Genomic DNA, 22,317 nt, shown 5'->3' on the forward strand with positions numbered 1-22,317 from the left:
TTCCATCATGGCCGACATCACCTACCGCAACGCCTCGTGCATCTACGAGAACTCCGACACCTTTGCGGTCGATTCGCTGAACCTCGACATCGAGGACGGTGAGTTCGTGGTCCTCGTCGGACCGTCCGGATCCGGCAAGAGCACCGCGCTGCGCATGCTCGCCGGGCTCGAGGACATCGACGAGGGGTCGATCTCCATCGGCGGCAAGGACATGACCGGTGTGCCGTCGAAGGACCGCGACATCGCGATGGTCTTCCAGAACTACGCGCTGTACCCGAACAAGACGGTCGCCGAGAACATGGGCTTCGCTCTGAAGATGCGCGGTGTGAGCGCGGACGAGCGTCGCCGCAAGGTCGAGGAAGCGGCGAAGATCCTGGACCTGACCCAGTTCCTCGACCGCAAGCCCGCCAAGCTGTCCGGTGGTCAGCGCCAGCGCGTCGCGATGGGACGCGCGATCGTGCGCGAGCCACAGGTGTTCTGCATGGACGAGCCGTTGTCGAACCTCGATGCGAAGCTGCGCGTGCAGACTCGCACCGAGATCGCGGCGCTGCAACGCCGTCTCGGCACCACCACCGTCTACGTCACCCACGACCAGGTCGAGGCGATGACGATGGGCGATCGCGTCGCCGTCCTGAAGAACGGGGTGCTGCAGCAGTTCTCCAGCCCCACCGAACTCTACGACCGTCCCGCCAACGCGTTCGTCGCCGGTTTCATCGGCTCACCGTCGATGAACCTGCTCCGCGCGAAGGTCGTCGACGACGGAGTCGTCGTGGGCAGCACCGTCATCCCCGTCGAACGCGACCGCATCGCGCGACTGCACTCCGCAGGCATCGAGGAGGTCACCGCCGGGATCCGGCCGGAGGACTTCGAGATCGCCGACGAGGGCGTCGAAGCCGTCGTCGAACTCGTCGAGGAACTCGGCAGCGAGTCGTACCTGTACACGCGGGTGCCCGGCACCGGCAATCAGGTGGTCGCGCGGGCCCTCGTCCGCACCCCCGCACGCCTCGCCGACACCGTGCACCTGCGCAAGCGCGAAGGTACGGTGCACCTGTTCCACGTCGACACCGGAGAGCGAGTGGGCGACTGACCCGGCGACGGAAGGATCCTCAGTGGGCGAGCAGAAGGAACGGATGCTGGCCGGCGAACTCTACATCGCCGACGACCCCGAACTCGCCGCCGACGCGCTGCGGGCAGCGCTGCTGACCGAGAAGTACAACGCGTCGAGTGCAGCGGATACGGATGCGCGTCGCGCACTCCTCGAGGAGTTGTTCGACGCGATCGGTGACGACGTGGAGATCCGGCCGCCACTGCAGGTGGACTACGGGTATCGGATCACCGTGGGGGACGGGACATTCGTCAACTTCGGCGCGATCATGCTCGACGTCGCGCCGATCACGATCGGCTCGGACGTGCAGATCGGCCCGAACGTGCAACTCCTCACCCCCACTCATCCCCTCGATCCCGATCTCCGCCGCGCGAAGTGGGAATCGGCGCAACCCATCACGATCGGCGACAACGTGTGGCTCGGCGGTGGCGCAATCGTCGGACCGGGCGTCACGATCGGCGAGAACACGGTCGTGGGAGCCGGCGCGGTGGTCACCCGCGACCTGCCGCCGAACGTCGTGGCGACGGGCGTACCTGCTCGGGTGACGCGCCGGCTCTGAGCCGATCGAAGCCACCGCCTCCGAGTCGATCGGAGCGGAACTTGCGTCGATCCCGACGCTCGCTATGCTGCCCCGCATGATCAGTCGCCGCGCACGCCTCGTCAGCTTCGTCGTCGTCGCGGGTGCGGCACTCGTCGCGGCAGGGTGTTCGCGCAGCGTGGAGGGTGAGGCCACCGCATCCGAAGCACCCCCCGAGCCGTCGAGCACCACGGCGACCTCGTCGGCGCCGACCACGACCGCGACCGCCACGGCCGCACCGAAGCCGGTCGACCCCGACGACTACGCGGCGACCAGCGAGGGCGTGTACTACTTCGCCTCGCCGGGCGGGCAGTTCGGATGCGCCATCCTCGTCCACACCGCTCCCCTGACGGGCTGCCAGGGCACGATGCCGGCGAGTGCACCCCGGGTCCCCGGCAGCGGCGCGCCCGACGTGCTGGTGCCCGCGAACGCCCTGATGCTCGAAGGGGACGGCCCCGGAGAGTGGGTCAGCATCGGCGACATCGCGTTCACGGATCTCGGAGGTGCCCCGAATACGCTGCCCCACGGCAGCACTCTCACCGTTGATCCGTTCACGTGCACCGTCGACGAGAAGACCGCTGTCACGTGCGAGACGGACACCCATGGCTTCACCGTGTCGGAGACCGGTGGCGAGGTGTGGTGACCGCATCGGCGATCAAGGAGCGCGGTCAGGGCAGGTCGTCCCGCGCCATCGGCATCATGAAATCGCCGATCTCGTCCCGCATCCACCACTGGCGCGTCGCGCGTCGTTCGGCGCGCGTGGCGAAGCGGTAGCGGAACGGGCGGGCCCGCACCAGACGGGGCGGTTCGTCCGGGAACGGGTTGTGCCGGAGCAACTTCACGGTGGCCGGATCGTTCTCCAGCAGTTTTCCCGCGAACCGCGGGAACCACCCCGCGGCGTAGTCGCGCGAGATCCCCGCGAACCACATCAACCAGTCCAGACGCAGGTGGTACGGCGCGTACTGACGAGGCCTGCGATATACGTCGCCCGGTTTGCCCTTGAACTCGTACTCGCGCCACTCCGTCGCCGGTGTCACCACCGCATCGGTGGTGCCTTCGACGATCACTTCCCGCCGGGTGCGTGTGACGGTGCCGAACGCGCCGTAGGTGTTCACGAAGTGCCACTTGTTGAACGAGGCGTTCATCGCCTGCCGATGCGACATCAGATTCGACACCGGCCAGTAGCTGAGCACCGCGACCAGCACGGTCAGCGCCACCACGGCGACGGTGAACGCGATCGGTGTCGGACCGTAGGTCGTGGTGGAGTCGATCAGCAACCCGTAGAAGCTGTCGGGCACCACCGACAGCGCGATGACGATGGTGATCCAGTTGAGCCACGCGAAATTGCCGCTCGTCACCAGCCACAACTGCGTGACGATCATGATCAGTGCGGCGATCCCGGCGACCGGTTGCGGCAGGAACAATCCGAACGGCACGACGAGCTGGGTGAAGTGGTTACCCGCCACCTCCACCTTGTGCAGCGGCCGCGGTATCAGGTGGAAGTAGCGGCTGAGCGGGCCGGGCATCGGCTGGGTTTCGTGGTGGTAGTACAGGCACGTCAGATCGCGCCAGCACCGGTCGCCGCGCATCTTGATCAGTCCGGCACCGAACTCCAGGCGAAACAGCAACCAGCGCAGCAGGATCAGCACGAGCAGCGGAGGCGCGGTATCGGCGTTGCCCAGGAAGATCGCGAGCACACCGCCCTCGAGCAGCAGCGACTCCCAGCCGAACGAGTACCAGACCTGGCCGACGTTGACGATCGACAGGTACAGCAGCCACATCACGAACCACACGAGCATGCAGACCACGAGCGGCAACTGCTCGGTGACACCGAGCACCGTCACCACCGACAACACGAGACCCACCGCGGCAACCGCGGTGAACAGAGCGTCGGAGTATCTCCAGTGGAACAGGCTCGGCGACTGCCGGAACGATGTGAGCGCCAGGAAGCGCGGGGCGGGAAGGATGCCGCGTTCGCCGATCAGCGCCCGGAACTGCAGCAGGGCCGCGAGGAAAGCCACGGCGTACAGCACCGCGAGTCCACGGGTGACCAGCAGCCGCCCGATCGTGTACCCGTCCGCGTCCAACCAGTCCATCGCTCGGCTCGTTCGTCGTCTGTCGTGCGCGCCATCTCGAGCATGCCACGTCCGGTTCGCCGACGGAGACAGTGTTGCGACGATGGGTCGACGGGATCGGGCCTCGTCCTCACTCGATACGGGTGCGGAGACCGACCGGCTACACGCGGATCTCCCGCCGCAGCCCACTCGCTCGGAGCACCTGCCGTGCCACGCCCGCGCGTACCGCATCCTCGGTCCCGATGATCCGCACGTGCGACCGCGCACGCGTGATCGCGGTGTACAGCAGTTCGCGGGTGAGCAGCGCCGATCCCGAATCGGGCAGCACCACCGAGACGGTGCCGTACTGACTGCCCTGGCTGCGGTGGATCGTCATCGCGTAGACGGTGCTCACCGCCGGGAGCTGACTCGGGCGCAGTTCGAACGGCGTCTCGCCGCGTGCGAACGCCGCGACGAGTTCGTCGCCGCGCCGCACGACCACGCCGGTGTCGCCGTTGTAGATCTGCATGTCATGGTCGTTCGCGGTGACGAGCAACGGCCGGCCCGGATACCAGCTCTCGGGATCGAGTCGCTGCCCCGCGGCCTCCCCGATCCACTCGGCGGCCTGCCGCGCCCACCACTGCACGCCGGCCGGGCCGTCGCGGTGCGCGCACAGCAACCGATGTTCCTCGAACCGCTTCAGCGCCGTCTCGACGTCCCCCGTCTCGGCGGACTTGGTGACCTCGGCGGCGGAGCGGACGATGTCGTCGCGTAGGGCGTCGAGGTCGGAGGGGGCCACGAACGAGACCTCCGGGTCGCCCCTGCGCAGGATGTCGAGCACCTCGTCGCCGGCGCCCTTACGGACGGCCACCGCCAGCTCGGCGATCGCACCACCGAAGCGGCGGCCGCGACTCAGCCGCACGACACCGCCACCGAGCCGGGCGCGTTGGGCCGGAGTGAAGGCCGCCTCGGCGGGGTCGTCGGCGGCCGCCACATCGCGGGCGACGACCCGTTCGAAGACCGGATCGAGGGTGCCGCTGACCGGGCGCCCCACGAGGTCGGCAAGCACAGCACCGGCGTCGACCGAGGCGAGCTGGTCGGGGTCGCCCACGAGGACGAGCCGGGTGTCGGGCCGCACCGCCTCGAGCAGGCGGCACATCATCGTCAGCGACACCATCGACGTCTCGTCGACGACGATCACGTCGTACGGCAGGTGGTTGCCCGCGTGGTAGCGGAAGCGGGTGCGGCCGCGCTGCCAGCCGAGCATCCGGTGCACGGTCATGGCGGTGAGATTCGGCGGCAGACCCAGCTCGGTCTCCTGCTCGCGCACCGATTCCTGGAGGCGCGCAGCGGCCTTGCCGGTGGGAGCGGCCAGGCCGATGCGCAGTTCGTGTCCGTACAGGCGGGTGAGCAGCGCGAGGATCCGCGCCACGGTGTGGGTCTTGCCGGTGCCCGGCCCGCCCGCGATCACCGTGGTCGGTCGGGTGGCGGCGAGTGCCGCCGCGACGCGCTGACGATCGGGTGCCGGCGCGGGCCGGGAGGGATCGTCGGGATGGTGGAACAGCTCGTCGAGTGTCGCCGCGATGCGCTCCTCGTCGAGGTCGGGGAACGTCGCCGTGCGCTCGGCGAGCACCCGGCGGATCGTCTGCTCCTGCCGGAAGTACCGGTCGAGATACAGCAGCGGACCTTCCGCGGTATCGACGAGACGCAGCGGACGCAGAGGTCCGCGGTCGCCACCGACCACGAGGGGGCTGCGACGCAGCGCCGCGAGCACGTCCTCGTCGCGAGGCCACGGCAGGCTCGCGGGGTCGACGACGGGATGGCCGTCCGCGTCCTCGTCGACCGTGACCTCGCGGAAACGGGTGAGGTCGAGGCACACCGACCCGGATCGCACGGCACGCACTGCCAGCGCGGTGGCGAGATGCACGTGCGGGTCGTCCTCGCCGCCGAGCGCCGCGAGTCGCAGGGCGACGTGCACGTCGGCGGCGGAGAGTGCGCCCACCTCGTTGAACTGCCGCAGAGCGCCCTTGCCGCGCTGGGCGATCCGAACGTCGGTCATGGACTCGATCACGAAATCATGGCCTTTCCGGCGAGGAGGTCGGACAGGTCGGTGACGAGATCGGCCGGCGGATGCCAGTCGAACACGCCGCTGCCGGGTGGACTGTCCGGTCCGGCCATGCCGCGGACGAACAGGTACTGCACACCACCGAGGTGGACGTGCGGGTCGTAGTCGCGCATCCGCCACCGCAGATAACGGTGCAGGGCAACGGAATAGAGCAGAGCCTGCATCGGATAGTGCGCGCGGAGCATCTCCGCCGCCATCGACTCGCGGGTGTAGTGGGCGGTGGTCAGTTCGTCGACGGGCGCGAGCCGGTTGGTCTTGTAGTCGACGACGACGAATCGCGGACCGTCGGTGCGCAGCACGGCGTCGATACTGCCGTTGAGGTAACCCCGCAGCGGCACGGACTCGAGGGTGCGCACCAGATCGGCGTAGGTCGCCATCGGATCGTCGGCGGGCAGGTGCCGGCGCAGCAACCCACCGACCGCGTCGAGGGTGACGGTGACGGGCACCGGGCTGTCGCCTCCGGTGAGCGGCAACTCGAAGTCGAGTTCGGAGAGCCGGTCGGACGGCGTGAAGTCGGCGAGGGTCCGGCCGAGTGGCCCGAGTGGGGTGCGCATCACCGGGAGCAACGCCGCCGCGAGCTGGACGGGGTCGATCGGCGACATCTGGCGTCGCACCGTCTCGTGGCAGCAGTCGAGTAGTTCGGCCTCGAGGTCGGCGGCGGAGGTGTCGACGACCTCGAGGACGGCGTGCACCAGCGTGCCGAAGATCGTGCCGCCGGGCAGTCCGTTCATCGGTGACGGAATGCCTTCGCGCGCCGCTTCCGGTGCGCTCAGCGGAGGCTCGGCAGGCTCGTCGGTCGTCACCGGTTCCTCCACCTCACCGCTCACCACGGGCGCATCGTGCACCGAGGCGGTGAGCGCCGAATAGGAGGTCCTGCGCCAGTTCTCGTCGACGACCCGATCGAAGCGCGCGGCGGCGAGTGGGCCGGTCTCCACGCGGGGGCGGGTCCAGCGCAACACCGGAATCGGGTGCGGCCCGACCGCTTCGGCGGCGATGACCCCGTCGGCGCGCGCGGCCCACCGGTCGAATTCCTCGGCCATGGCCTCGTCGTGGCCGATCCGGCCTTCCGCGGAGACCTCTGCCGAACCGGGATCGCGGGCGAACAGCAACCGGTGCAGCGGAGACCGCGAGGTGGGGGTGGACGGCGCCCACCAGAGGGTGAGCGCACACTGCGCGCGCGTCACCGCCACGTACAGCAGGCGCAGTTCCTCTCCCGCCTCCTCGAGTTCGTGCTGACGCCGCCGCGCGACATAACCGGGACCGCTCTTGCCGCCCACATCGAGGATGCGTCGGCCGTTCTCGTGCAGCAGCAGCTTGTCGGGCTCGGGGTTCTTCGCGGCATCCCACCCGTACGGGACGTGGACGACGGGGAATTCGAGTCCCTTGCTGCCGTGCACGGTGAGGATCTGGACCGCCGCGGCGTCGCTGTCGAGGCGCCGGATCCGGTCGGCTCCACCTCGGTCGGGGTCGTTGATGCGATCCTCGAGCCAGCGGGTGAGTGCGGCCAGCCCCAGCGACTGTGCCGAGGCGACGTCCTCGAGCAGCTGTGCGACGTGCCGGATGTCTGTGAGGGTGCGTTCCCCGGACGGCTGATCGAGGAGGCGGGCCTCGACCGAACCGAAGGACGCGAGGCGTTCGAAGACGGCGGCGAAGCCGGTGCGGGCGTAGACGTCGTTCAGTTCGCGGAGCAGTCCGCCGACCTCCACGACCAGCGCTTCGCCCTCCGAATCGATGTCGGTCATCGTGCGGCCGAGCAGCGGGGTGAGCGCGGCGAGCCGGACGCGATCGGCGCGATGGGGCTGCTCGAGCGCATAGAGAACCCACAGCCAGTGCTGTGCGGACGGTGTGGCGAACACACTCGTGCCCCCGGCGACCACGCACGGCACGTTCGCCTTCGTCAGCGCGTCGTGGACGAGCGTCACCTGTTTGTGTTTGCGCACGAGGACCGCGATGTGCCCGGGTTGCACACGCTCGGGCCCGGAACCGAGGTCGACGGTGACGTTCTCGTCGTCGAGCAGGCGCACGATGTCGGCCGCCACGTCGCGAGCGACCCGCCCACGTAAGCCGTCGAGGTTCTGCGGGAAACCCCAGTCGTTGAGCGGACCGGCACCGGCGCGGGGCAGGTGACGCACCCGCAGGGACGCGATACCCGAGAGCCGGGAATCGGCGGCTGCCGCCTTCACCGGGTTCACCACGATGCGGGGATCACCGAGAGCCGCACCGAGATGGACGTGTTCGAGCGCCCGGACGAGATCGCCGTCGCTGCGCCAATTGGTGGTCAGCTCGCAGTAGGTGTCGGATTCGGAGACGGCGTCGAGATAGCTGAGCACCTCCGCGCCGCGGAAGGCGTATATCGCCTGTTTCGGGTCGCCGACGAGCACGAGCGTGCTGTGCCCGTGGAACGCCCGGCGCAGGATCTCCCACTGCTTGGGGTCGGTGTCCTGGAACTCGTCGACGAGGACGACGGAGAAGCGCGCACGCATCCGCCGGCAGGCGGCGTCGCCGTGCTCCGGATCGCCGAGCACCGCGTGCAGTAGGGACAACTGGTCGTCGAAGTCGCGCAGTCCGAGCCGGCGCTTGCGCCGTTCGACCTCCTCGCGGACCGCACGCGCGAATTCCACACGCTCGCCTGCCGCGGTGCCGTCGGCGTCGTTCGGTGCGAGTTCGGCCTGCGGGTCGAAGATCGCCTCCTTCGCGGCGACGGCCGCCTCGGCGTAGGTGATGGGGGCCTGTCCCCTGCCGTAGCGCCGCAGGTAGAGATCGTCGACGACCTCCACCCGCAGGTCGTCGACGTCCTCGACGACCGTGACGTCGGGTTCGCGTTCACCGGCGATCCCGAGTTCGTCGAGCATGCGGCGGCAGAAGCCGTGCGTGGTGGAAATGGTGCCGGAGTCGAAGTCGGACAACGCCTGTCGTAGGCGGGCCCGCCGCGCGTCGACGTCCTCGCTCGCGAGATGACGGACGAGCATGTCGGTGCTCGCCCGCGCACTCTCGGGATCGGCGAGGGCGGTGGCGACCTGCGCGAACCGGTTCCGGGTACGTTCGCGCAGTTCCTGCGTCGCAGCCCGGCTGAAGGTGACGAGCAGCAGATCCGACAGGTGGGCGCGCCCTTCGGCGACGAACCGGGTGGCGAGCCCGACGATCGCGTACGTCTTCCCCGTTCCCGCGCTGGCCTCGAGAACGGTGGTGCCGCTCGGGAGCCGGCCGAGCAGATCGAAGCCTGCCGGCGGCGGACCGCCCGCGGCGCGCGGATCGGTGATGGCGGTATCGGGCACGCTGCGTCCTTCTCTCACGGGCGTCCCTGGTTCTCGGAGGCGAGCAGGGGTTCCCACAACCGTCGGGCGAGCACACCGAAACGGGTGGGGTCGTCGAACCAGCCGGCCTCGACACCCTCCGGTGCGTCGGCGGTGAGCTGCCCGAACGTGACGTCGGGCCCGTACAGATACTGCACGTGACGGTCCTTGCCGTCGCCGAACGCGCCACCGAACGCCTTCCCGGCGGCCGACAGTGCCATCTCCACGGAATCACCGCGGTGGCGGCGATCGGCGTACTCGGCCGACGCGCCCGTCACGAGCGGCAGCGGCCGGCACAGTCCACGATCGCGCAGATCGACGAGTGCGGCGAGCAGCGCGACGGGATCGGCGGGAGCCAGAAGGGTCGAGCGCCAGGCCGGATACGAGCGCGAACGGCTGCGCCCGGTGGTCACCGCACGCCACTGTCCGGGATGACCCGAGGCGACGACGGCGAGCAACCGGATCCATGCTTCCAGCCGGTGTTTCGGGGACAGCTTGGAATAGGTGCTGCGGGCCAGTACCTCGCCGTGTACACCTCCGACGGTGCCGGTGAGCCGACGACCGTCGCCGAGATCGACGCGGATGTCGACGGTGCGGGCCTGCCCGGTGTGCACACCGGCGCAGGCGTGCACGAGGCGGTCGACGTTGTCGCTCACCGCGTCGAGGGTCCTGCGGCCGAGCGCGAACGGCGGGAGCGTGCCGCGACGCCATTCCGCGTCCTGGAAGGCACCCGCGGACATGCCCGCCAATCGCGCTTCGAGCATGCGGTCGCCCAGTTGCCACTGGGCGAGACCGTCGAGTTCGACGTCGAGTGCGTCGGCGATGCCCTCGTCGGTGTCGGGGATCCGCAGACCGAGTCGCTGCCGGAGGAATCCCTGCGTCGGATGTGTCAGGAAGGAAACGAGTTCGTCGAGATCGACATCGGTGCGTGCCGGGGCCGGAAGGTCGTCGACGAGGAGCGCACCCGACCGGTCGCGCTCCACCGAACCTCCTTGTCCGGCACGGGCTCCCGCGAGTGCGGTGACACCGAACCCGAACGGGTCGTCGGCCCGGAAATTGCGCGGATCGAAGGGCTGCAGGGGATGTCGCCGCACGATGCGCTCGTCGTCGACGTCGACTCCCGTCATCGTCGACACCACGTCGCGCACCTCGGTGAGCGGAATCGCCGGTGGGCGCAGTGCTCCGGTGACGGCGTCGGCGCCGGTGTGGAACAACAGCACACGCTCCTCCGCGGCCATCAGCGCGTCGAGCAGCAGCTGCCGGTCCTCGCTGCGCGGATCACGCTCTCCCACACAGGGATTCTGGGTCAGGACATCGTCGCCGTCGATGTGGGCCGTGCGAGGGAAGACGTCGTCGTCGAGACCGAGGAGAACCACCACGCGATGGGGCACCGAGCGCATCGGCACCATCGTGCACACGGTCAGTTCGCCGGTACGGAAGTTCGAGCGCGACGGACGCCCGGCGAGCCGGGAGCCGAGCATGGACCGGACATCGCTCAGGGACAACTGCGTGTCGCCGGCATGCTCGACGGCCTCGCCGATCTCGCGACGCGCGCGGGTGAGCTGCCATGCGTCGGCGGCGGGAACGTCGGCGAGCAGGTCGATGCCGTAACCGAGTTCGTCCGACCACCGCGCCGCCGGGTGCGGGCCGCGCAACCGGAGCAGCACCACCGTCAACCGGTCGATGAACTCGGCGAACCGCCCGGCGAGGTCGATGTCGTTGCTGTCGACGTCGTCGAGGGGCAACGACAGGGACAGCCACTCTCCGTCCGCGCCGTCTGCGGCGACACCGAGCAGGATACGGTCGAGTGCCGCGCCGAAAGTGTTCTGCATGAAGTCGCCGAGGCCGAAGCTCTTGCGCTGCCACGGCCCGAGACCCCAGCGGGCACCGGTCTCGGTGGTCCACTCCTGCAGGCGCTCGAGTTGATCGTCGTCGAATCCGAACTTCCGGCGCACCGGAGCCGACGCGGCGAGGTCGAGAACCTCGCTGGCGGTGACCCGGCCGTCGGCGAGCGCGAGCAGTTCGGACACCACCGCAAGGATCGAATCGGTGCGGCGCAGGCCGCGATCGGCGAGACGGACCCGCAGCGTGTGGCCGGGATGCTCGCCGACCCCGGCACCGAAGGCGGCATGGACGAGCGGCGCGTACGTCTCGACGTCGGGGCACATGACGACGACGTCGCGCGGTTCGAGCGTGGGGTCATCGCGGAACAGGTGCAGCAGGCACTCTCGGAGCACCTCGACCTGCCGGGTCGGGCCGTGGCAGGCATGGATCATCACGGTCCCGTCGGGCGCGGCCGATCCGTGTGCGGGGGCGCGGTCGTCGCGGAGATCGGCCTGCAACCGGCCGAGGAGCGTCGCCGGCGGCCGGGGTGAGGGATGCGGAAGGTCGGTGCACTCGAGGCCGGAGAGCCGGCTCTGAAGTTCGCGCACGTCGCGGCCGAGCGCGGCCAGCAGCGGGTGCTGCACCCCGAGAGCGCTGTGGTCGTCGGCGCGACGCATCGACTCCGGACGCCGGGTCAGTCCGTCCCACATCACCGGGCTCGGATGCGGAAGCCAGATGTGCACGTCGCGGTGGTGCCCGAGCGCGGTCAGCACCTCGACGAGGACGGTGTCGAGGCGGGTGGGACCGAAGATCGAGAGTCGTTCGGGCAGGTCGACGACGTCGGGGTCGTCTCGCAGCCGGCCGCACAGTTCGTCGAGTCGCTGCGACGGGCTGTCGACGCCGATGCGGGCGCGCAGCCGTCGCCACAGCTCGGCTTGCCAACGCAGATGGTCGTCGAGAGGCGCACCCGTGCCGTCGGTATCGTTCCCCGCCGCCCACTGGGAGATCATCCCGGGGCGCTGGAGTCCGTAACTGCGAAGAAGGCCGGTGAGATGCGCTGCGGTGGCGTACCGGCGTCCGGCCCGGTGGTCGTCGGCGCCGTGACCGAGATGCCGCGCGAGGGTGGCGCACCACGGTTCGCCGACGCACTCGTCGATCACCCTGAGCAGCGACCACAACATGCGGGAGGGATGCCACGGATCGTCGTCGGCGGTGATGCCGGAGGCCGCGGCGAGCGCTTCGTCGACGAGGCGGGACGGGGACGGGAAGTCGATGTTGGCGGCCACCCCGTCGCCGGCGGAGGAACCGAGCATTCCCGACAACCGCTGGGTGAGCCATCTTTCGACACCGCGCGCGGGCACCGCGACGACCTCCCGCGCGAACGGATCGTCGAGGGGCTCGGCGAGCACCTCGGCCAGCGCATCCGCCAGGATGCCGGTGCGCTCGGCACGGTGCAGTATCAGCACGCGTCGCTCCCCCTCGTCGTCGCTCGTTCCCGTCCGGTACGGCTTATCACACCGCCCGGACAGGCGACTGCGTCGCAGGTCGCGAGTGCTCCGTGCCGGAGGTTGCGGGCGCTCCGTGCGACGGACGAGCTACAGGACGGGACGAACCCCGCCGGGAGAGACTCCGAAGACCGCCATCGATCGCGTACCCGCGATCGAGACGACGTCCCCGGCACGAAGTGGAGTACGGGGACTGCGGACCTGGCGATGATTGACGCGGACGAGACCTTCCATGAGCAGCGCCGCCGCTTCACCGCCCGAGCCGGCCAGTCCGCTCTCCTGGAGGAAACCGAACAGGGAGTCGCGCACGAGTGCCTCCATGACACCTACGGTCCCCTCCGGAGGCGACGATGCCTCCTCACACGGGGTCCGTGCGGGTGCACATCCGATGAACACACGGCGAACACCGGCGGCCGGGATTCAGGTCTCGGTCGAGATATCGAACAACGACAACTGGTTCCTCGTCATCTCGGCAGTGATATCCGCGCGGTAGCGCTCCCCCAGATTCTGTGCGACATGGGCAGGGCAACCGAGTTCGCTGCCGATCTGCTCCCAGGTGTATCCGGCCTCGCGGCGTTCCCACGCGTAGCCGCCGTCCTCGTCCCACGGCATCGACATGATCCGATGGTGGCCTGGGTCACACCCCTCTTCAACGACCTGACCCGGTGTGTCGCCGACGAATCCGGCGAGAACGACGATGCCGCCGTACCTCGGAAGAGGAACGACGGCATCGGACCAGATGATCCGTCGATCGGAAGCCGATCGATCGGGCGCCCCTGCGAATCAGTTCTCCGTGAGCCACTTGTCGAGGTCGGTCCGATCGTTCTGGACGATGTTCTCGACGAGCTGGACGATGAGGCCCTCGATCTGCCCACCGACGACGGGAACCTTGACGGTGGCCTCGCCACGCACCTCGATCTCGGTACCGCCGTCCGCGTTGCCACGAAGCTCCGAATGGGCCGCGATCGTGATCGGCAGCCCCGACGTGCTGCCGGCGAGGGTTCCCTGCGCCGTACCGTCCTCGAGTCCGCCCCATTCGTCGGTGCGCTCGATGATCAGAGGTCCTCGCACCACGCCCCGGACGACCGCGGGCAGCGCGGAGGTGTCGATCTGGTCGGAGACCTTCGCGCGGAAAGTCCCGGGACCGGAGCCGACCTCGAGCTGCGCCACGCCGGTCTGGCTCGCAGCCAGTCGGCTGTTCCAGAAGTCCTCGCTGGTCAAAGCGCCGTGGACGCGTTCGACGCTGTGGTCGAGCGTGGACGTGAAAACGAATTCCTTGGACATGACCGGAGACGATATCCTCCCGCTCGGATCTGGACGAAACGGGCCTACCGGTGTCGTTCTGCCACGTCAGAGAACAGCGACGAGGGTCGCCGCCGCTCCTCCGACGACACCCACCAGAGCGAGCCCGGCCGCCAGGGATCCTGCGACCACCGCGGCGGCTGCGAATCCGCAGACGGCGAGGACGACGAACATCAGCATGCCCGCGATCGGGTGCTCGAGCAGGGCCGGCATCTCCTCTGTCGCCGGAGGTTCCACCTCCCTCGACGCCACGGCGGCCGACGGCGGGGCCTCGACGGACCGCGCGTCGATCGTCTGCGCCGGAATGTCGGCCGACTGCGACGGAGCAACCGTCGCCGGAGCGGTGATCACGTCCGTGGGCATGACGGGTGCTGCCGTGGTCATCGTGTCGTCCCCGCTTTCCTTTGTGCTGCTTGCGGCCGTCTCACGGTCGCCGATCACCTGAGGAGTCAGGCGGACCGCGTCTCGTCCCGGCCTCGATCTCTCACGTCAAGGTGTGCTCCGAAGTTTCCCCGCGAGTAACCGGCTCAAACCGAGACCCGTGCGACTCGCGTGCGCCGAGTGGTCACTGCAGCAACGAACCCGACCAGAGGGTGTGTTATGGATCACATAGACGTTAGCAGTTACGGGGGTCGGGTAGCCGACAGTTGTCACGTCATTTCTCGATGGATGTGAATTCGTCGGTAGATCACCGACTCTTCCAGTGCGAAGGAGGCGAACGCACGATGACCGAGAACCGAACTCCCGCGTTGCTCACCCAGTTGCGCACTCTCCACGAACTGACCCATGCAGAGACCCAGGTCGCCGAAACGCGTGTCGCGCAGGCCCGAACCGAAGCGGTACGCAAGGAGCTGACCGAGAACGCCGAGAACTGCCGCATCCGTGCGGTGGCGATCGAAGAGGCGATCCGCGATCTGGGCGGACTTCCCGATGTGGTCGGGCCGTTCATCGGCCGCGCCGCCATCATGGTGAAGGCCCTCACCGAGCAGGCGCAGCCGTTCGACGAAGCACTGCTGTCGGACCTCGCCCTCGAACATCAGCTCCTCGACCGTGCCCGCTACGTGAAGGCACTGGCCATCGCGGGCGGACACAAGTCGATCGTGTCGCTGGCGGACCGTCTGATCACGGCTCACACGGCGACGGTCGAGTGGCTCACCACCGTCATCGCGGAGGAGGCGCTCGGTGGTCCTGCCGCTCTGCGTCGCACTCCTCTGCAGGCCGCGGCCGGCGCAGCGGTGCGCCTGGTCAACACGCCGGTCACCTGGTCGGCGCGCAGCATCGATCGAGCGATCGATGTCGCCCGCTCGACGCGTCCCCGCATCGAGTCGCTGCTCTCGCGCGGCGCGCATGCCGGTGACGTCGCAGCCAAGACCATCGGTGCCTCGCGCGATGCGGCTCTCGAGACGGCCGAGCGCGTGAGCCGTCGTGAAGGCGCCGACGGTACCGCCGGCGCTCTACACAAGGCACGCAGCGCCTCGGGTGTCCTCACCGAGGAGGAGTTGCCGATCCGGAACTACGACGATCTCACCGTCCCGAAGGCCGTGGCGGCGGTCAAGGAACTGACCGAGCCCGCGGACATCCGGGCGATCGTCGCCTACGAGGAAGCGCACAAGGCACGACACGGTGTTATCTCCGCGGCTCAGACCCGTCTGGCCGCCATCGCGCAGGAGGTGGTCGGCATCTGATCCGCCGCACCCCAGTCACGTCACACGATCGCCGGGTCCCTCGTGGGCCCGGCAATCGTCGTCACCGCCGGTGTCGGTCCCGCTCACAGCGGTTACCCGGCCTCTGCGTTCATCAGAGAGGACACACCATGACCCGCATCCTGTTCGTCGTCAGCTCCGCCGATCATTGGACATTGCAGGACGGCACCCGCCATCCCACGGGCTTCTGGGCGGAGGAACTCGTCGAGCCGTACACCGTCTTCGACGAAGCCGGCTACGACATCACCGTTGCCACTCCGGGCGGCCGCACGCCCGTCGTGGACCAGGCCAGCCTCGAACCCGACGCCGCAGGCGGTGAGGACCGCGTGGCCGAGTTGAAGTCGTCGCTCGAGAAGCTGCAGCCGGTGCTCACCGGTGCGGCGGTGCTCGAGGACCAGCGGGCCGAGGACTTCGACCTGCTGTTCGTGCCCGGTGGCCACGCCCCGATGGAGGATCTGGCCGTCGACGAGCGGTTCGGTGAACTCGTCCGGCACTTCGTCGAGGCCGACAAAGTGGTCGCGATGGTGTGCCACGCCCCGGCTGCCCTGCTTCCCTCCCACGAGTCCGGCGGTCGCTGGTTGTTCGAGGGTTACAGCCTGACGGCGTTCACGAACGTCGAGGAGGTCCAGGCGGGACTGGCCGACAAGGCACCCTGGTTGCTGCAGGACCGCCTGCAGGAGGCCGGGGCCGTCTTCTCGTCCACGGACGCCTGGCAGCCGCACGTGGTGGTCGACCGCGTCCTGTACACGGGCCAGAACCCGGCCTCCTCGCGGCCGCTCGCCGAACGCATCGTCGCCGAGATCCCCGCGCGCGCTACGTCGTGACCTTGCGGACGAAATCGATCGTCCGCTCGAGCGCGGCACGCGCATCCGGTGTCGACAGATCGAACTGGTACTCGTGTGCCAGTTCCGGTGTGTGGTCGTCCGGATAGAACAACGCATCCACCTGCACACCCAGTCCGGTGAGCCGCTGCGCGAGCCTCTCGGACTGGGTGGCGGTGAGCGGATCGGCGTTGCCACCGGAGATGTAGGTGGCCGGGAAGTTCTCGGTGACCGAGTTCAATACCGACATCTGGCCCGCCGCATCCGAAGTGGCGAACTCCCGGGCGCCGGTGTAGGCCCACATCGCCTGCTGCACGCCCCATCCGGTCAGCCCGCCGCCCCCACCGATCGCGGACACGTCGTAGATGCCGCAGTTGAGCACGACACCGCGAACGTTCTCCCGAGTGAACGCCGGGTCGACACCGAGGGTCGCGGCGTAGTCGGGGTCGGTGATCGCCGCGGCGATCTGCGCGGACAGTTGCGCCCCGGCCGAGTCACCGGCGAGCACGATCCGCTCGGTGTCGATGTGCAGTTCGTCGGCGTGCTCGAGCAAGTAGCGCTGTGCATCGACGAGTTGCCGCACCGGGGTCGGATAGCGGTGGCCCGGTGCGAGCGAGTAGCCGACCGACACCACGGTGAATCCGGCGGCCGCGAGACGCCTGTAGTAGCCCGCGTAGTTGGTGCGGTTACCCGACAACCACGCGCCACCGTGCGTCCACACGATCGTCGGCAGCGCCTCGGTGGTCCCCGGCGCTGTGTACACGTCGAGATAGGCGTCCGGGTCGTCCTCCCGATAGTGGAGGTCGGCGACGAAGTCCGTCTCCGGAGCGTCCACCGCGAGCTTCGCGGTCTGCTCCCGCGCGTCGCGTTCGAACACCTTCCGCACCACCAGTGATCCCGGCACAGGGGTGAGGACGAACGCCGCCGCCACGCCGACGAGCACCACGACGAAGACGATCAGGATCCATCGACCGACGCGCCGACGCGGCGCTCTGTCCGTACTGCCCTCCGACACCTGTCACTCCTACCCGGGTCACGACGCGCCCGGGCGGATCCGGACCGAACGATCATGTCAAACAGTGCGGCGGGATGCGGGTTCTCGGGCGGGGCGTCCGCGCCGCGAGACGACCGTCAGGGTTGTTCGCTCAGCGCCTGCAATCGGGTCTCCTCGAGGTCGAGGCGGCGCTGGGCCGCACCGAGCGTCTGCGAACTGTAGGTTCCGGGGGAAGTCCTGGGCCGGGATGCTCAGCGCGGCCGAGTACAGCCGCGATGCTCACGATGCCGGCGATGCCGACCACTGCCATGAGAGCCAGATCCATTCGGATCATTGTGCTCGCTCATGACCCTTCGGCCGCGGAGCGGTGCACGTGGTGTTCGTCGTGCGTAGACGGATATCGCGGGCTTTCTCGTTGAATGAGAAGAATCGATCCTACGAGCCGTCATCGCTCCCACACTCGTGGAACACATCGGTGTCCCACGCGCGCGGGACGGCGACGACCACGCTGAGGAGAACTCTATGGCCTTGCTCGACGAAGCCCTGTGGACGGGAAAGATCCATCTCGACGGCTGGCGCCCCGGCAACGGCGGCACCACGAAGGTCACCAACCCCGCGACCGGGGAACAAATCGCCGAGATCGGCCTGGCCGACCCCGATGACGTCTACGCCGCCGCCCGCGCTGCCGCCGCCGCACAGAAGTCCTGGGCCGCCACGGCGCCGTCCGAGCGTGCGGAGATCCTCCGTCGCGCCGGCGAGAAGTTCCGTGAGCACGCCGACGAACTCATCGGCTGGGGACTCCGCGAGGCCGGGTCCATTCCGGACAAGGCCGCCATGGAGGTGTTCGGTTCCGCCACCGAGTGCTTCGAGGCGTCGGCGCTGCCCACCCATCCGCACGGTGAGTACCTGCCGTCGGACAACGGTCACTGGTCCATCGCGCGCCGCCTGCCCGCCGGCGTCGTCTCGGTGATCGCACCGTTCAACTTCCCGTTGCTGCTCGCGATGCGCTCGGTTGCCCCGGCTCTCGCCCTCGGCAATGCGGTGCTGCTCAAGCCGGATCCGCGGACCACCGTCATCGGTGGTGTCGCCGTGGCCCGGATCTTCGAGGAGGCCGGACTACCCGCCGGTGTGCTGCAGGTGCTGCCCGGTGGTGGTGACGTCGGCGCCGCAACCGTCGATGCTCCCGAGGTGCGGGTGGTCTCGTTCACCGGATCCACCGCCGCCGGACGCCACGTCGGCAAGGCCGGCGCGGAACATCTCAAGCGCGCCCACCTCGAACTCGGCGGCAACAACGCGATGATCGTGCTCCCCGGCGCCGACGTCGATCTCGCTGCCGGTGTCGGAGCGATGGGATCGTTCTTCCACCAGGGCCAGATCTGCATGACCACCGGCCGGCACCTGGTGCACGAGTCCGTCTACGACGACTACGTGCGCGCCCTCGCCGCGAAGGCGGATGCGCTCGTCGTCGGCGATCCCGCAGGCGGCCCGGTTCACCTGGGCCCGATCATCGACGAGCGTCAGCTGGCGAACATCGACACGATCGTGCAGGACACCGTCGCCGCGGGCGGCACTCTCGCTGCCGGAGGCACGCACGAGGGGTTGTTCTACCGGCCCACCGTCCTGACCGATCTGACCACCGAGATGCCCGCCTGGGGCCAGGAGATCTTCGGTCCCGTCGCGCCGGTGCTGAAGTTCTCCGACCCGGACGAGGCCGTCGAACTGGCCAATGCGTCCGAGTACGGCCTGTCGGTGAGCATCGTCGGCGACGTGGGACAAGCGATGAAGATCGCCGACCGGATCCACTCGGGCAAGATCCACATCAACGAGATGACCGTCGCCGACGAGGCCAACGCTCCCTTCGGCGGGGTCGGGGCATCCGGTACCGGTTCCCGTTTCGGCGGTCCGGCCGCGAACATCGAGGCGTTCACCGAGACCCAGTGGGTCACGGTGCGTCCCGACATCGCGCCCTACCCGTTCTGACGCAGATCGCGAATCGGCCGGGCGAGCGTGTGCTCGCCCGGCCGTTCTCGTATGCCCGACAGGACTATTCGGCGAAGGTGAGTCCGCGGGCGGCTCGTTCCTCCACCGCCGCGGCCGTCTCCTCCGCGATCAGGTCGGCGTTCACGGCCGCCCCTGTCATCACGCCGGCGCCTGCAGCGACCACGACCACCGCGGAGAGGTCGGCGGAGTTGCCCGCCGCCCATACGCCGGGCAGAGCGGTCTTCCCCGTCGGATCGGTCTCGATGAGGGTCCCCACGGGATGGTCGGTGACCGTTCCGCCGAGCTGCTCGTACAGGTCGGCGCGGGCGACGAAACGCGGTGCGACCACCACGGCGTCGACCTCGACCTCGGTGCCGTCCTCGAGCCCCACGGCACGGACCTCCTCGCCGTCCGCTCGCAGTTCCGCGACGGTGCCGTCGACGATCCGCACGTCGCGCGCCTCGAGCTGGTCGCGGGCCTCGCTCTCCAGGGCGGGCGCCGAGTGGGTGAAGAAGGCGACGTCGTCGCTGAGCTGACGGAACAACAGGGTCTGGTGCACGCTCATCGGCCCCGACGAGATCACGCCGACGCGCCGGTCCCGAACCTCCCAGCCGTGGCAGTACGGGCAGTGCAGGACACTCTTCCCCCACAGTTCGCGGACTCCGGGCAGGTCGGGCAGCTCGTCGACCAGCCCCGTCGCGAGGATCAGTCGACGTGCCTGCACGGTGGTGCCGCCGGAGAGACCGATCTCGAAGCCCGTGTCGCTGCGACGAGCGGATTCTGCTCGCGCGGACAGGATTTCGGCGCCGTATCCGGCGGCCTCCTCCCGTCCGAGAGCCAGCAGTTCGGTCGGCGCGATGCCTTCGTGTCCGATCACGTTGTGCGCGGCCGCGGCAGAAGCGTTGCGCGGTTCTCCGGCATCGACGACAAGCACCGAGCGGCGTGAGCGTGCCAGCGCTGTGGCGGCACTCAGTCCGGCGGAGCCGCCGCCGATCACGACGACGTCGTAACCGTCCTGTGTGGGGTTCTCCTGGGTGTTCATCGGTTCTCCTCCTTGATTGCCTGTGCGATCCACACGGTTCGGGATCCACGCACCACCAGATCTGCCCGGTGCAGCACCGAGTCGGGACCGTCGCCGACGAGTCGATCGAGCGTGTCGAGATCCTCGTCGGACACGGCGTTGTCGAGGCCGGTCCGCATCCGGCTCAGCACCGCGTGGGCGTATCGGCGTGCGGTGTCGTCGACGTCGGCACCGAGTTCGTCGCGGCGCATCTCGACCATCCCGAACCCGGCGCGACGCAGGTTGTCGCTCCAGTCGGGCCACCTGTTCCACCCTCGGGACGCCGCGGCCTCGTGACATCTCGCTTCGAGTCCCGGTGTACCGATACCGATGTCGTCGGGCAGGAATCGTGGTTGCGACTCCATCTCGGTGACGACCACCGTCCCCCCGGGTGCCATCGCCTCGGCGAGTTGCCGGAGCGTTGCATCCGGATCCTCGATGTGGTGCAGGGACAGCGCCGCCCAGGCGAGGTCGATCGCACCGACGGCCGGAAGTCCTGCATCGAGGTCGGCCTCGACGGTCCGGATCCGATCACCGAACCCGTTGTACGCGGCGGTCTTCCGGAGTCGTTCGAGCATCCCGGCGGACCGGTCGAGAGCGACGAGCTGCGCGTGGGGGAACCGGCGCGCCAGGGCGAGTGTGCCTGTTCCTGTGCCGGCGCCGATGTCGACGACGGTGCGCGGTTCGCGCTCGAGCTGTCCGGCGACCCGGTCGAGCAACGACTCGAAGTAGGGCCGGTTCATCGCGGCGTCGAGGTCGAGCACCTCGGCCATCGACTCGTCGTGCGCGTGGTCGTGCGGTGCGTGGTGGGCGTGGTGGTGCATGACTCCACGTTAGGACGCGTCATCCAGTTTCGGCATATACTCTTGCCTATGGAGCAAGAATCGTCCGATCTGGACCAACTCATCCGTCAGCGCATCCGCAGCCTGCGCCTCGCGCGGGGGTGGACCCTCGACACTCTCGCAGGCCGGTGCCACATCAGCCCGTCCAACCTGAGCCGCATCGAGACGGGCCGTCGCAGGATCGCACTCGACCAGCTCGTTCCCATCGCGCGGGCACTCGACACCACGATCGACCAGCTCGTCGAATCCGGCGAGGACCAGGACGTGGTGATCAGGCCCCAGGCGTGCGACACCCCGGGGTACACGACCTGGCTATTGTCGCGGGAACGATCACTGGGCGGCGTCACCATCGCCAAGATGCGGATCACGAAGCAGGAGCCGGTGCCGGCCGACACGCTCCCCGTGCACCCGGGGCACGAATGGTTCACCGTCCTGACCGGCACCGCCCGGCTCCAACTCGGCGAACGGACGATCCTCATCCAGGAGGGCAACGCAGCCGAGTTCTCCACGATGACACCGCACGCCATCAGCGCGCACGACGGACCGGTGGAGATCCTCACGATCCTCGATCAGAACGGGGAGCGTGCGCACCTGCGCAACCCCGCATCGCACTGAAAGGGCCGGGTTCGCCCGTCAGGCGTACAGGCGATCGACGAACGCGCCGAGATTCTCGCGGACGCGCTCGGCCTTCTCCTCCGGCTCGAGATCCTCGCGGTACCGGCTGCCCAGTGCGGGCTTCTTCTTGCCGCGCGCGTACAGCGAGCACTGCAGGTCGATGCACATGTAGGTTCCGACCGCGTTGCCCGCTCGACCCGCATCGCCGACCTTGTTCGCCGTCATCAAAGCGATGCCACCCCGGGTGTGGGTGGTGAAGCAGATCGTGCACATCTGCGTCTTGCCCGAGCCCTGCTGTTCGAACCGCATGGCGACACCCACGAGTTCGCCGTCGCGGGGGACCACGATGTAGCCGCGACCGGGGAACGACGGGTCGGTCCAGCCGAGGAAGTCGAGTTCGTCCCACGGCCGGTCGTCGAGATCGCGCGGCACCGGAAGCCGCTTCGCATCACCCTTGGAGCAGTTGACGAAGGATGTTCGAATGTCCCGTTCGGTGAGCGGGTCCATGGCCGGGACC

Annotated in this window: 19 protein-coding genes; 7 read left to right on the forward strand and 12 right to left on the reverse strand. The window is 68.9% G+C overall.

The genetic code is table 11. The features are described from left to right. Nucleotides 1-7 precede the first annotated feature (7 nt). From K3M35_RS04560 to K3M35_RS04570, 3 genes are all read left to right on the forward strand, one after another. The gene (locus K3M35_RS04560; RefSeq protein ID WP_016693896.1) at nucleotides 8-1,087 is read left to right on the forward strand and encodes an ABC transporter ATP-binding protein; all 1,080 of its coding nucleotides are present in this window, start codon (nucleotides 8-10) and stop codon (nucleotides 1,085-1,087) included. Nucleotides 1,088-1,109: 22 nt separating this feature from the next. Then, entirely contained in the window at nucleotides 1,110-1,664 is a 555-nt protein-coding gene (locus K3M35_RS04565) for a sugar O-acetyltransferase (RefSeq protein WP_064060669.1), read from the forward strand. A gap of 76 nt (nucleotides 1,665-1,740) precedes the next feature. Next, entirely contained in the window at nucleotides 1,741-2,325 is a 585-nt protein-coding gene (locus tag K3M35_RS04570) for a hypothetical protein (protein ID WP_254707568.1), read from the forward strand. A gap of 25 nt (nucleotides 2,326-2,350) precedes the next feature. Here the strand turns inward: K3M35_RS04570 and K3M35_RS04575 are convergent, their stop codons facing one another. The 8 genes from K3M35_RS04575 to K3M35_RS04610 all read right to left on the reverse strand — a co-directional run bounded on the left by K3M35_RS04575 (nucleotide 2,351) and on the right by K3M35_RS04610 (nucleotide 14,169). Continuing rightward, nucleotides 2,351-3,778: a lipase maturation factor family protein gene (locus tag K3M35_RS04575; RefSeq protein WP_220666045.1), complete on the reverse strand. Its 1,428-nt coding sequence runs from the start codon at nucleotides 3,776-3,778 to the stop codon at nucleotides 2,351-2,353. Nucleotides 3,779-3,917: 139 nt separating this feature from the next. Then, nucleotides 3,918-5,795, reverse strand: a complete 1,878-nt coding sequence (recD, locus tag K3M35_RS04580; protein ID WP_024103308.1) for an exodeoxyribonuclease V subunit alpha — start codon at nucleotides 5,793-5,795, stop codon at nucleotides 3,918-3,920. An 8-nt stretch (nucleotides 5,796-5,803) separates the two neighbouring features. Continuing rightward, nucleotides 5,804-9,136 (reverse strand): UvrD-helicase domain-containing protein, encoded by a 3,333-nt coding sequence (locus K3M35_RS04585; protein ID WP_064255787.1) that lies wholly within the window; start codon nucleotides 9,134-9,136, stop codon nucleotides 5,804-5,806. Between the two features lie 14 nt (nucleotides 9,137-9,150). Then, a complete protein-coding gene (gene recC / locus K3M35_RS04590; protein WP_220666046.1) occupies nucleotides 9,151-12,444 on the reverse strand; it encodes an exodeoxyribonuclease V subunit gamma in 3,294 nt (1,097 codons plus the stop codon). A gap of 129 nt (nucleotides 12,445-12,573) precedes the next feature. Then, entirely contained in the window at nucleotides 12,574-12,804 is a 231-nt protein-coding gene (locus K3M35_RS04595) for an RNA-binding S4 domain-containing protein (protein ID WP_019287993.1), read from the reverse strand. A 99-nt stretch (nucleotides 12,805-12,903) separates the two neighbouring features. After that, nucleotides 12,904-13,101, reverse strand: coding sequence for a hypothetical protein (locus K3M35_RS04600; protein ID WP_019287992.1), 198 nt, complete (start codon nucleotides 13,099-13,101; stop codon nucleotides 12,904-12,906). Nucleotides 13,102-13,266: 165 nt separating this feature from the next. Continuing rightward, complete coding sequence (locus K3M35_RS04605; RefSeq protein ID WP_220666047.1) at nucleotides 13,267-13,767, reverse strand: DUF2505 domain-containing protein; 501 nt, start codon at nucleotides 13,765-13,767, stop codon at nucleotides 13,267-13,269. Nucleotides 13,768-13,833: 66 nt separating this feature from the next. Beyond that, nucleotides 13,834-14,169, reverse strand: coding sequence for a hypothetical protein (locus tag K3M35_RS04610; protein ID WP_037215768.1), 336 nt, complete (start codon nucleotides 14,167-14,169; stop codon nucleotides 13,834-13,836). A 341-nt stretch (nucleotides 14,170-14,510) separates the two neighbouring features. Between K3M35_RS04610 and K3M35_RS04615 the strand changes: the two genes are divergently transcribed. After that, nucleotides 14,511-15,470, forward strand: a complete 960-nt coding sequence (locus K3M35_RS04615; RefSeq protein ID WP_220666048.1) for a ferritin-like domain-containing protein — start codon at nucleotides 14,511-14,513, stop codon at nucleotides 15,468-15,470. A gap of 128 nt (nucleotides 15,471-15,598) precedes the next feature. Then, nucleotides 15,599-16,312 carry a type 1 glutamine amidotransferase domain-containing protein gene (locus K3M35_RS04620; RefSeq protein WP_217580038.1) on the forward strand — a complete coding sequence of 238 codons (714 nt, stop codon included), beginning with the start codon at nucleotides 15,599-15,601 and terminating at the stop codon, nucleotides 16,310-16,312. Here K3M35_RS04620 and K3M35_RS04625 read toward each other — a convergent pair. After that, nucleotides 16,302-17,324: an alpha/beta hydrolase gene (locus K3M35_RS04625; RefSeq protein WP_217580039.1), complete on the reverse strand. Its 1,023-nt coding sequence runs from the start codon at nucleotides 17,322-17,324 to the stop codon at nucleotides 16,302-16,304. The genes K3M35_RS04620 and K3M35_RS04625 overlap by 11 nt on opposite strands. Nucleotides 17,325-17,825: 501 nt before the next feature. On the opposite strand from K3M35_RS04625, the gene K3M35_RS04630 reads away from it, so the two are divergent. Next, a complete protein-coding gene (locus K3M35_RS04630) occupies nucleotides 17,826-19,283 on the forward strand; it encodes a benzaldehyde dehydrogenase (RefSeq protein ID WP_217580040.1) in 1,458 nt (485 codons plus the stop codon). A gap of 64 nt (nucleotides 19,284-19,347) precedes the next feature. On the opposite strand, the gene K3M35_RS04635 is transcribed toward K3M35_RS04630, so the two are convergent. Both K3M35_RS04635 and K3M35_RS04640 read right to left on the reverse strand, forming a co-directional pair. Beyond that, nucleotides 19,348-20,325 (reverse strand): NAD(P)/FAD-dependent oxidoreductase, encoded by a 978-nt coding sequence (locus tag K3M35_RS04635; RefSeq protein WP_217580041.1) that lies wholly within the window; start codon nucleotides 20,323-20,325, stop codon nucleotides 19,348-19,350. Beyond that, nucleotides 20,322-21,167 (reverse strand): trans-aconitate 2-methyltransferase, encoded by an 846-nt coding sequence (locus K3M35_RS04640; RefSeq protein WP_019287985.1) that lies wholly within the window; start codon nucleotides 21,165-21,167, stop codon nucleotides 20,322-20,324. Before K3M35_RS04640 ends, K3M35_RS04635 begins: the two co-directional genes overlap by 4 nt. Before the next feature lie 48 nt (nucleotides 21,168-21,215). Between K3M35_RS04640 and K3M35_RS04645 the strand changes: the two genes are divergently transcribed. Continuing rightward, nucleotides 21,216-21,800 (forward strand): helix-turn-helix domain-containing protein, encoded by a 585-nt coding sequence (locus tag K3M35_RS04645; protein WP_019287984.1) that lies wholly within the window; start codon nucleotides 21,216-21,218, stop codon nucleotides 21,798-21,800. Nucleotides 21,801-21,818: 18 nt separating this feature from the next. Here K3M35_RS04645 and K3M35_RS04650 read toward each other — a convergent pair whose 3' ends face one another. Further along, entirely contained in the window at nucleotides 21,819-22,307 is a 489-nt protein-coding gene (locus tag K3M35_RS04650) for an FBP domain-containing protein (protein WP_217580042.1), read from the reverse strand. Nucleotides 22,308-22,317 lie beyond the last annotated feature (10 nt).

It is taken from the genome of Rhodococcus sp. DMU2021 (assembly GCF_019641445.1).
In the GTDB taxonomy this organism is placed as follows: Bacteria; Actinomycetota; Actinomycetes; order Mycobacteriales; family Mycobacteriaceae; genus Rhodococcus; species Rhodococcus pyridinivorans.

Bases quoted from the DNA above. Each gene is read 5' to 3' on its own strand.
- K3M35_RS04640 (WP_019287985.1), bottom strand. From the start codon at position 21,167: ATGCACCACCACGCCCACCACGCACCGCACGACCACGCGCACGACGAG.
- K3M35_RS04635 (WP_217580041.1), bottom strand. From the start codon at position 20,325: ATGAACACCCAGGAGAACCCCACACAGGACGGTTACGACGTCGTCGTG.
- K3M35_RS04560 (WP_016693896.1), top strand. From the start codon at position 8: ATGGCCGACATCACCTACCGCAACGCCTCGTGCATCTACGAGAACTCC.
- K3M35_RS04575 (WP_220666045.1), bottom strand. From the start codon at position 3,778: ATGGACTGGTTGGACGCGGACGGGTACACGATCGGGCGGCTGCTGGTC.
- K3M35_RS04605 (WP_220666047.1), bottom strand. From the start codon at position 13,767: ATGTCCAAGGAATTCGTTTTCACGTCCACGCTCGACCACAGCGTCGAA.
- K3M35_RS04630 (WP_217580040.1), top strand. From the start codon at position 17,826: ATGGCCTTGCTCGACGAAGCCCTGTGGACGGGAAAGATCCATCTCGAC.
- recD (WP_024103308.1), bottom strand. From the start codon at position 5,795: ATGACCGACGTTCGGATCGCCCAGCGCGGCAAGGGCGCTCTGCGGCAG.
- K3M35_RS04645 (WP_019287984.1), top strand. From the start codon at position 21,216: ATGGAGCAAGAATCGTCCGATCTGGACCAACTCATCCGTCAGCGCATC.
- K3M35_RS04570 (WP_254707568.1), top strand. From the start codon at position 1,741: ATGATCAGTCGCCGCGCACGCCTCGTCAGCTTCGTCGTCGTCGCGGGT.
- K3M35_RS04595 (WP_019287993.1), bottom strand. From the start codon at position 12,804: ATGGAGGCACTCGTGCGCGACTCCCTGTTCGGTTTCCTCCAGGAGAGC.
- K3M35_RS04650 (WP_217580042.1), bottom strand. From the start codon at position 22,307: ATGGACCCGCTCACCGAACGGGACATTCGAACATCCTTCGTCAACTGC.
- K3M35_RS04620 (WP_217580038.1), top strand. From the start codon at position 15,599: ATGACCCGCATCCTGTTCGTCGTCAGCTCCGCCGATCATTGGACATTG.
- K3M35_RS04610 (WP_037215768.1), bottom strand. From the start codon at position 14,169: ATGACCACGGCAGCACCCGTCATGCCCACGGACGTGATCACCGCTCCG.
- K3M35_RS04600 (WP_019287992.1), bottom strand. From the start codon at position 13,101: ATGTCGATGCCGTGGGACGAGGACGGCGGCTACGCGTGGGAACGCCGC.
- K3M35_RS04615 (WP_220666048.1), top strand. From the start codon at position 14,511: ATGACCGAGAACCGAACTCCCGCGTTGCTCACCCAGTTGCGCACTCTC.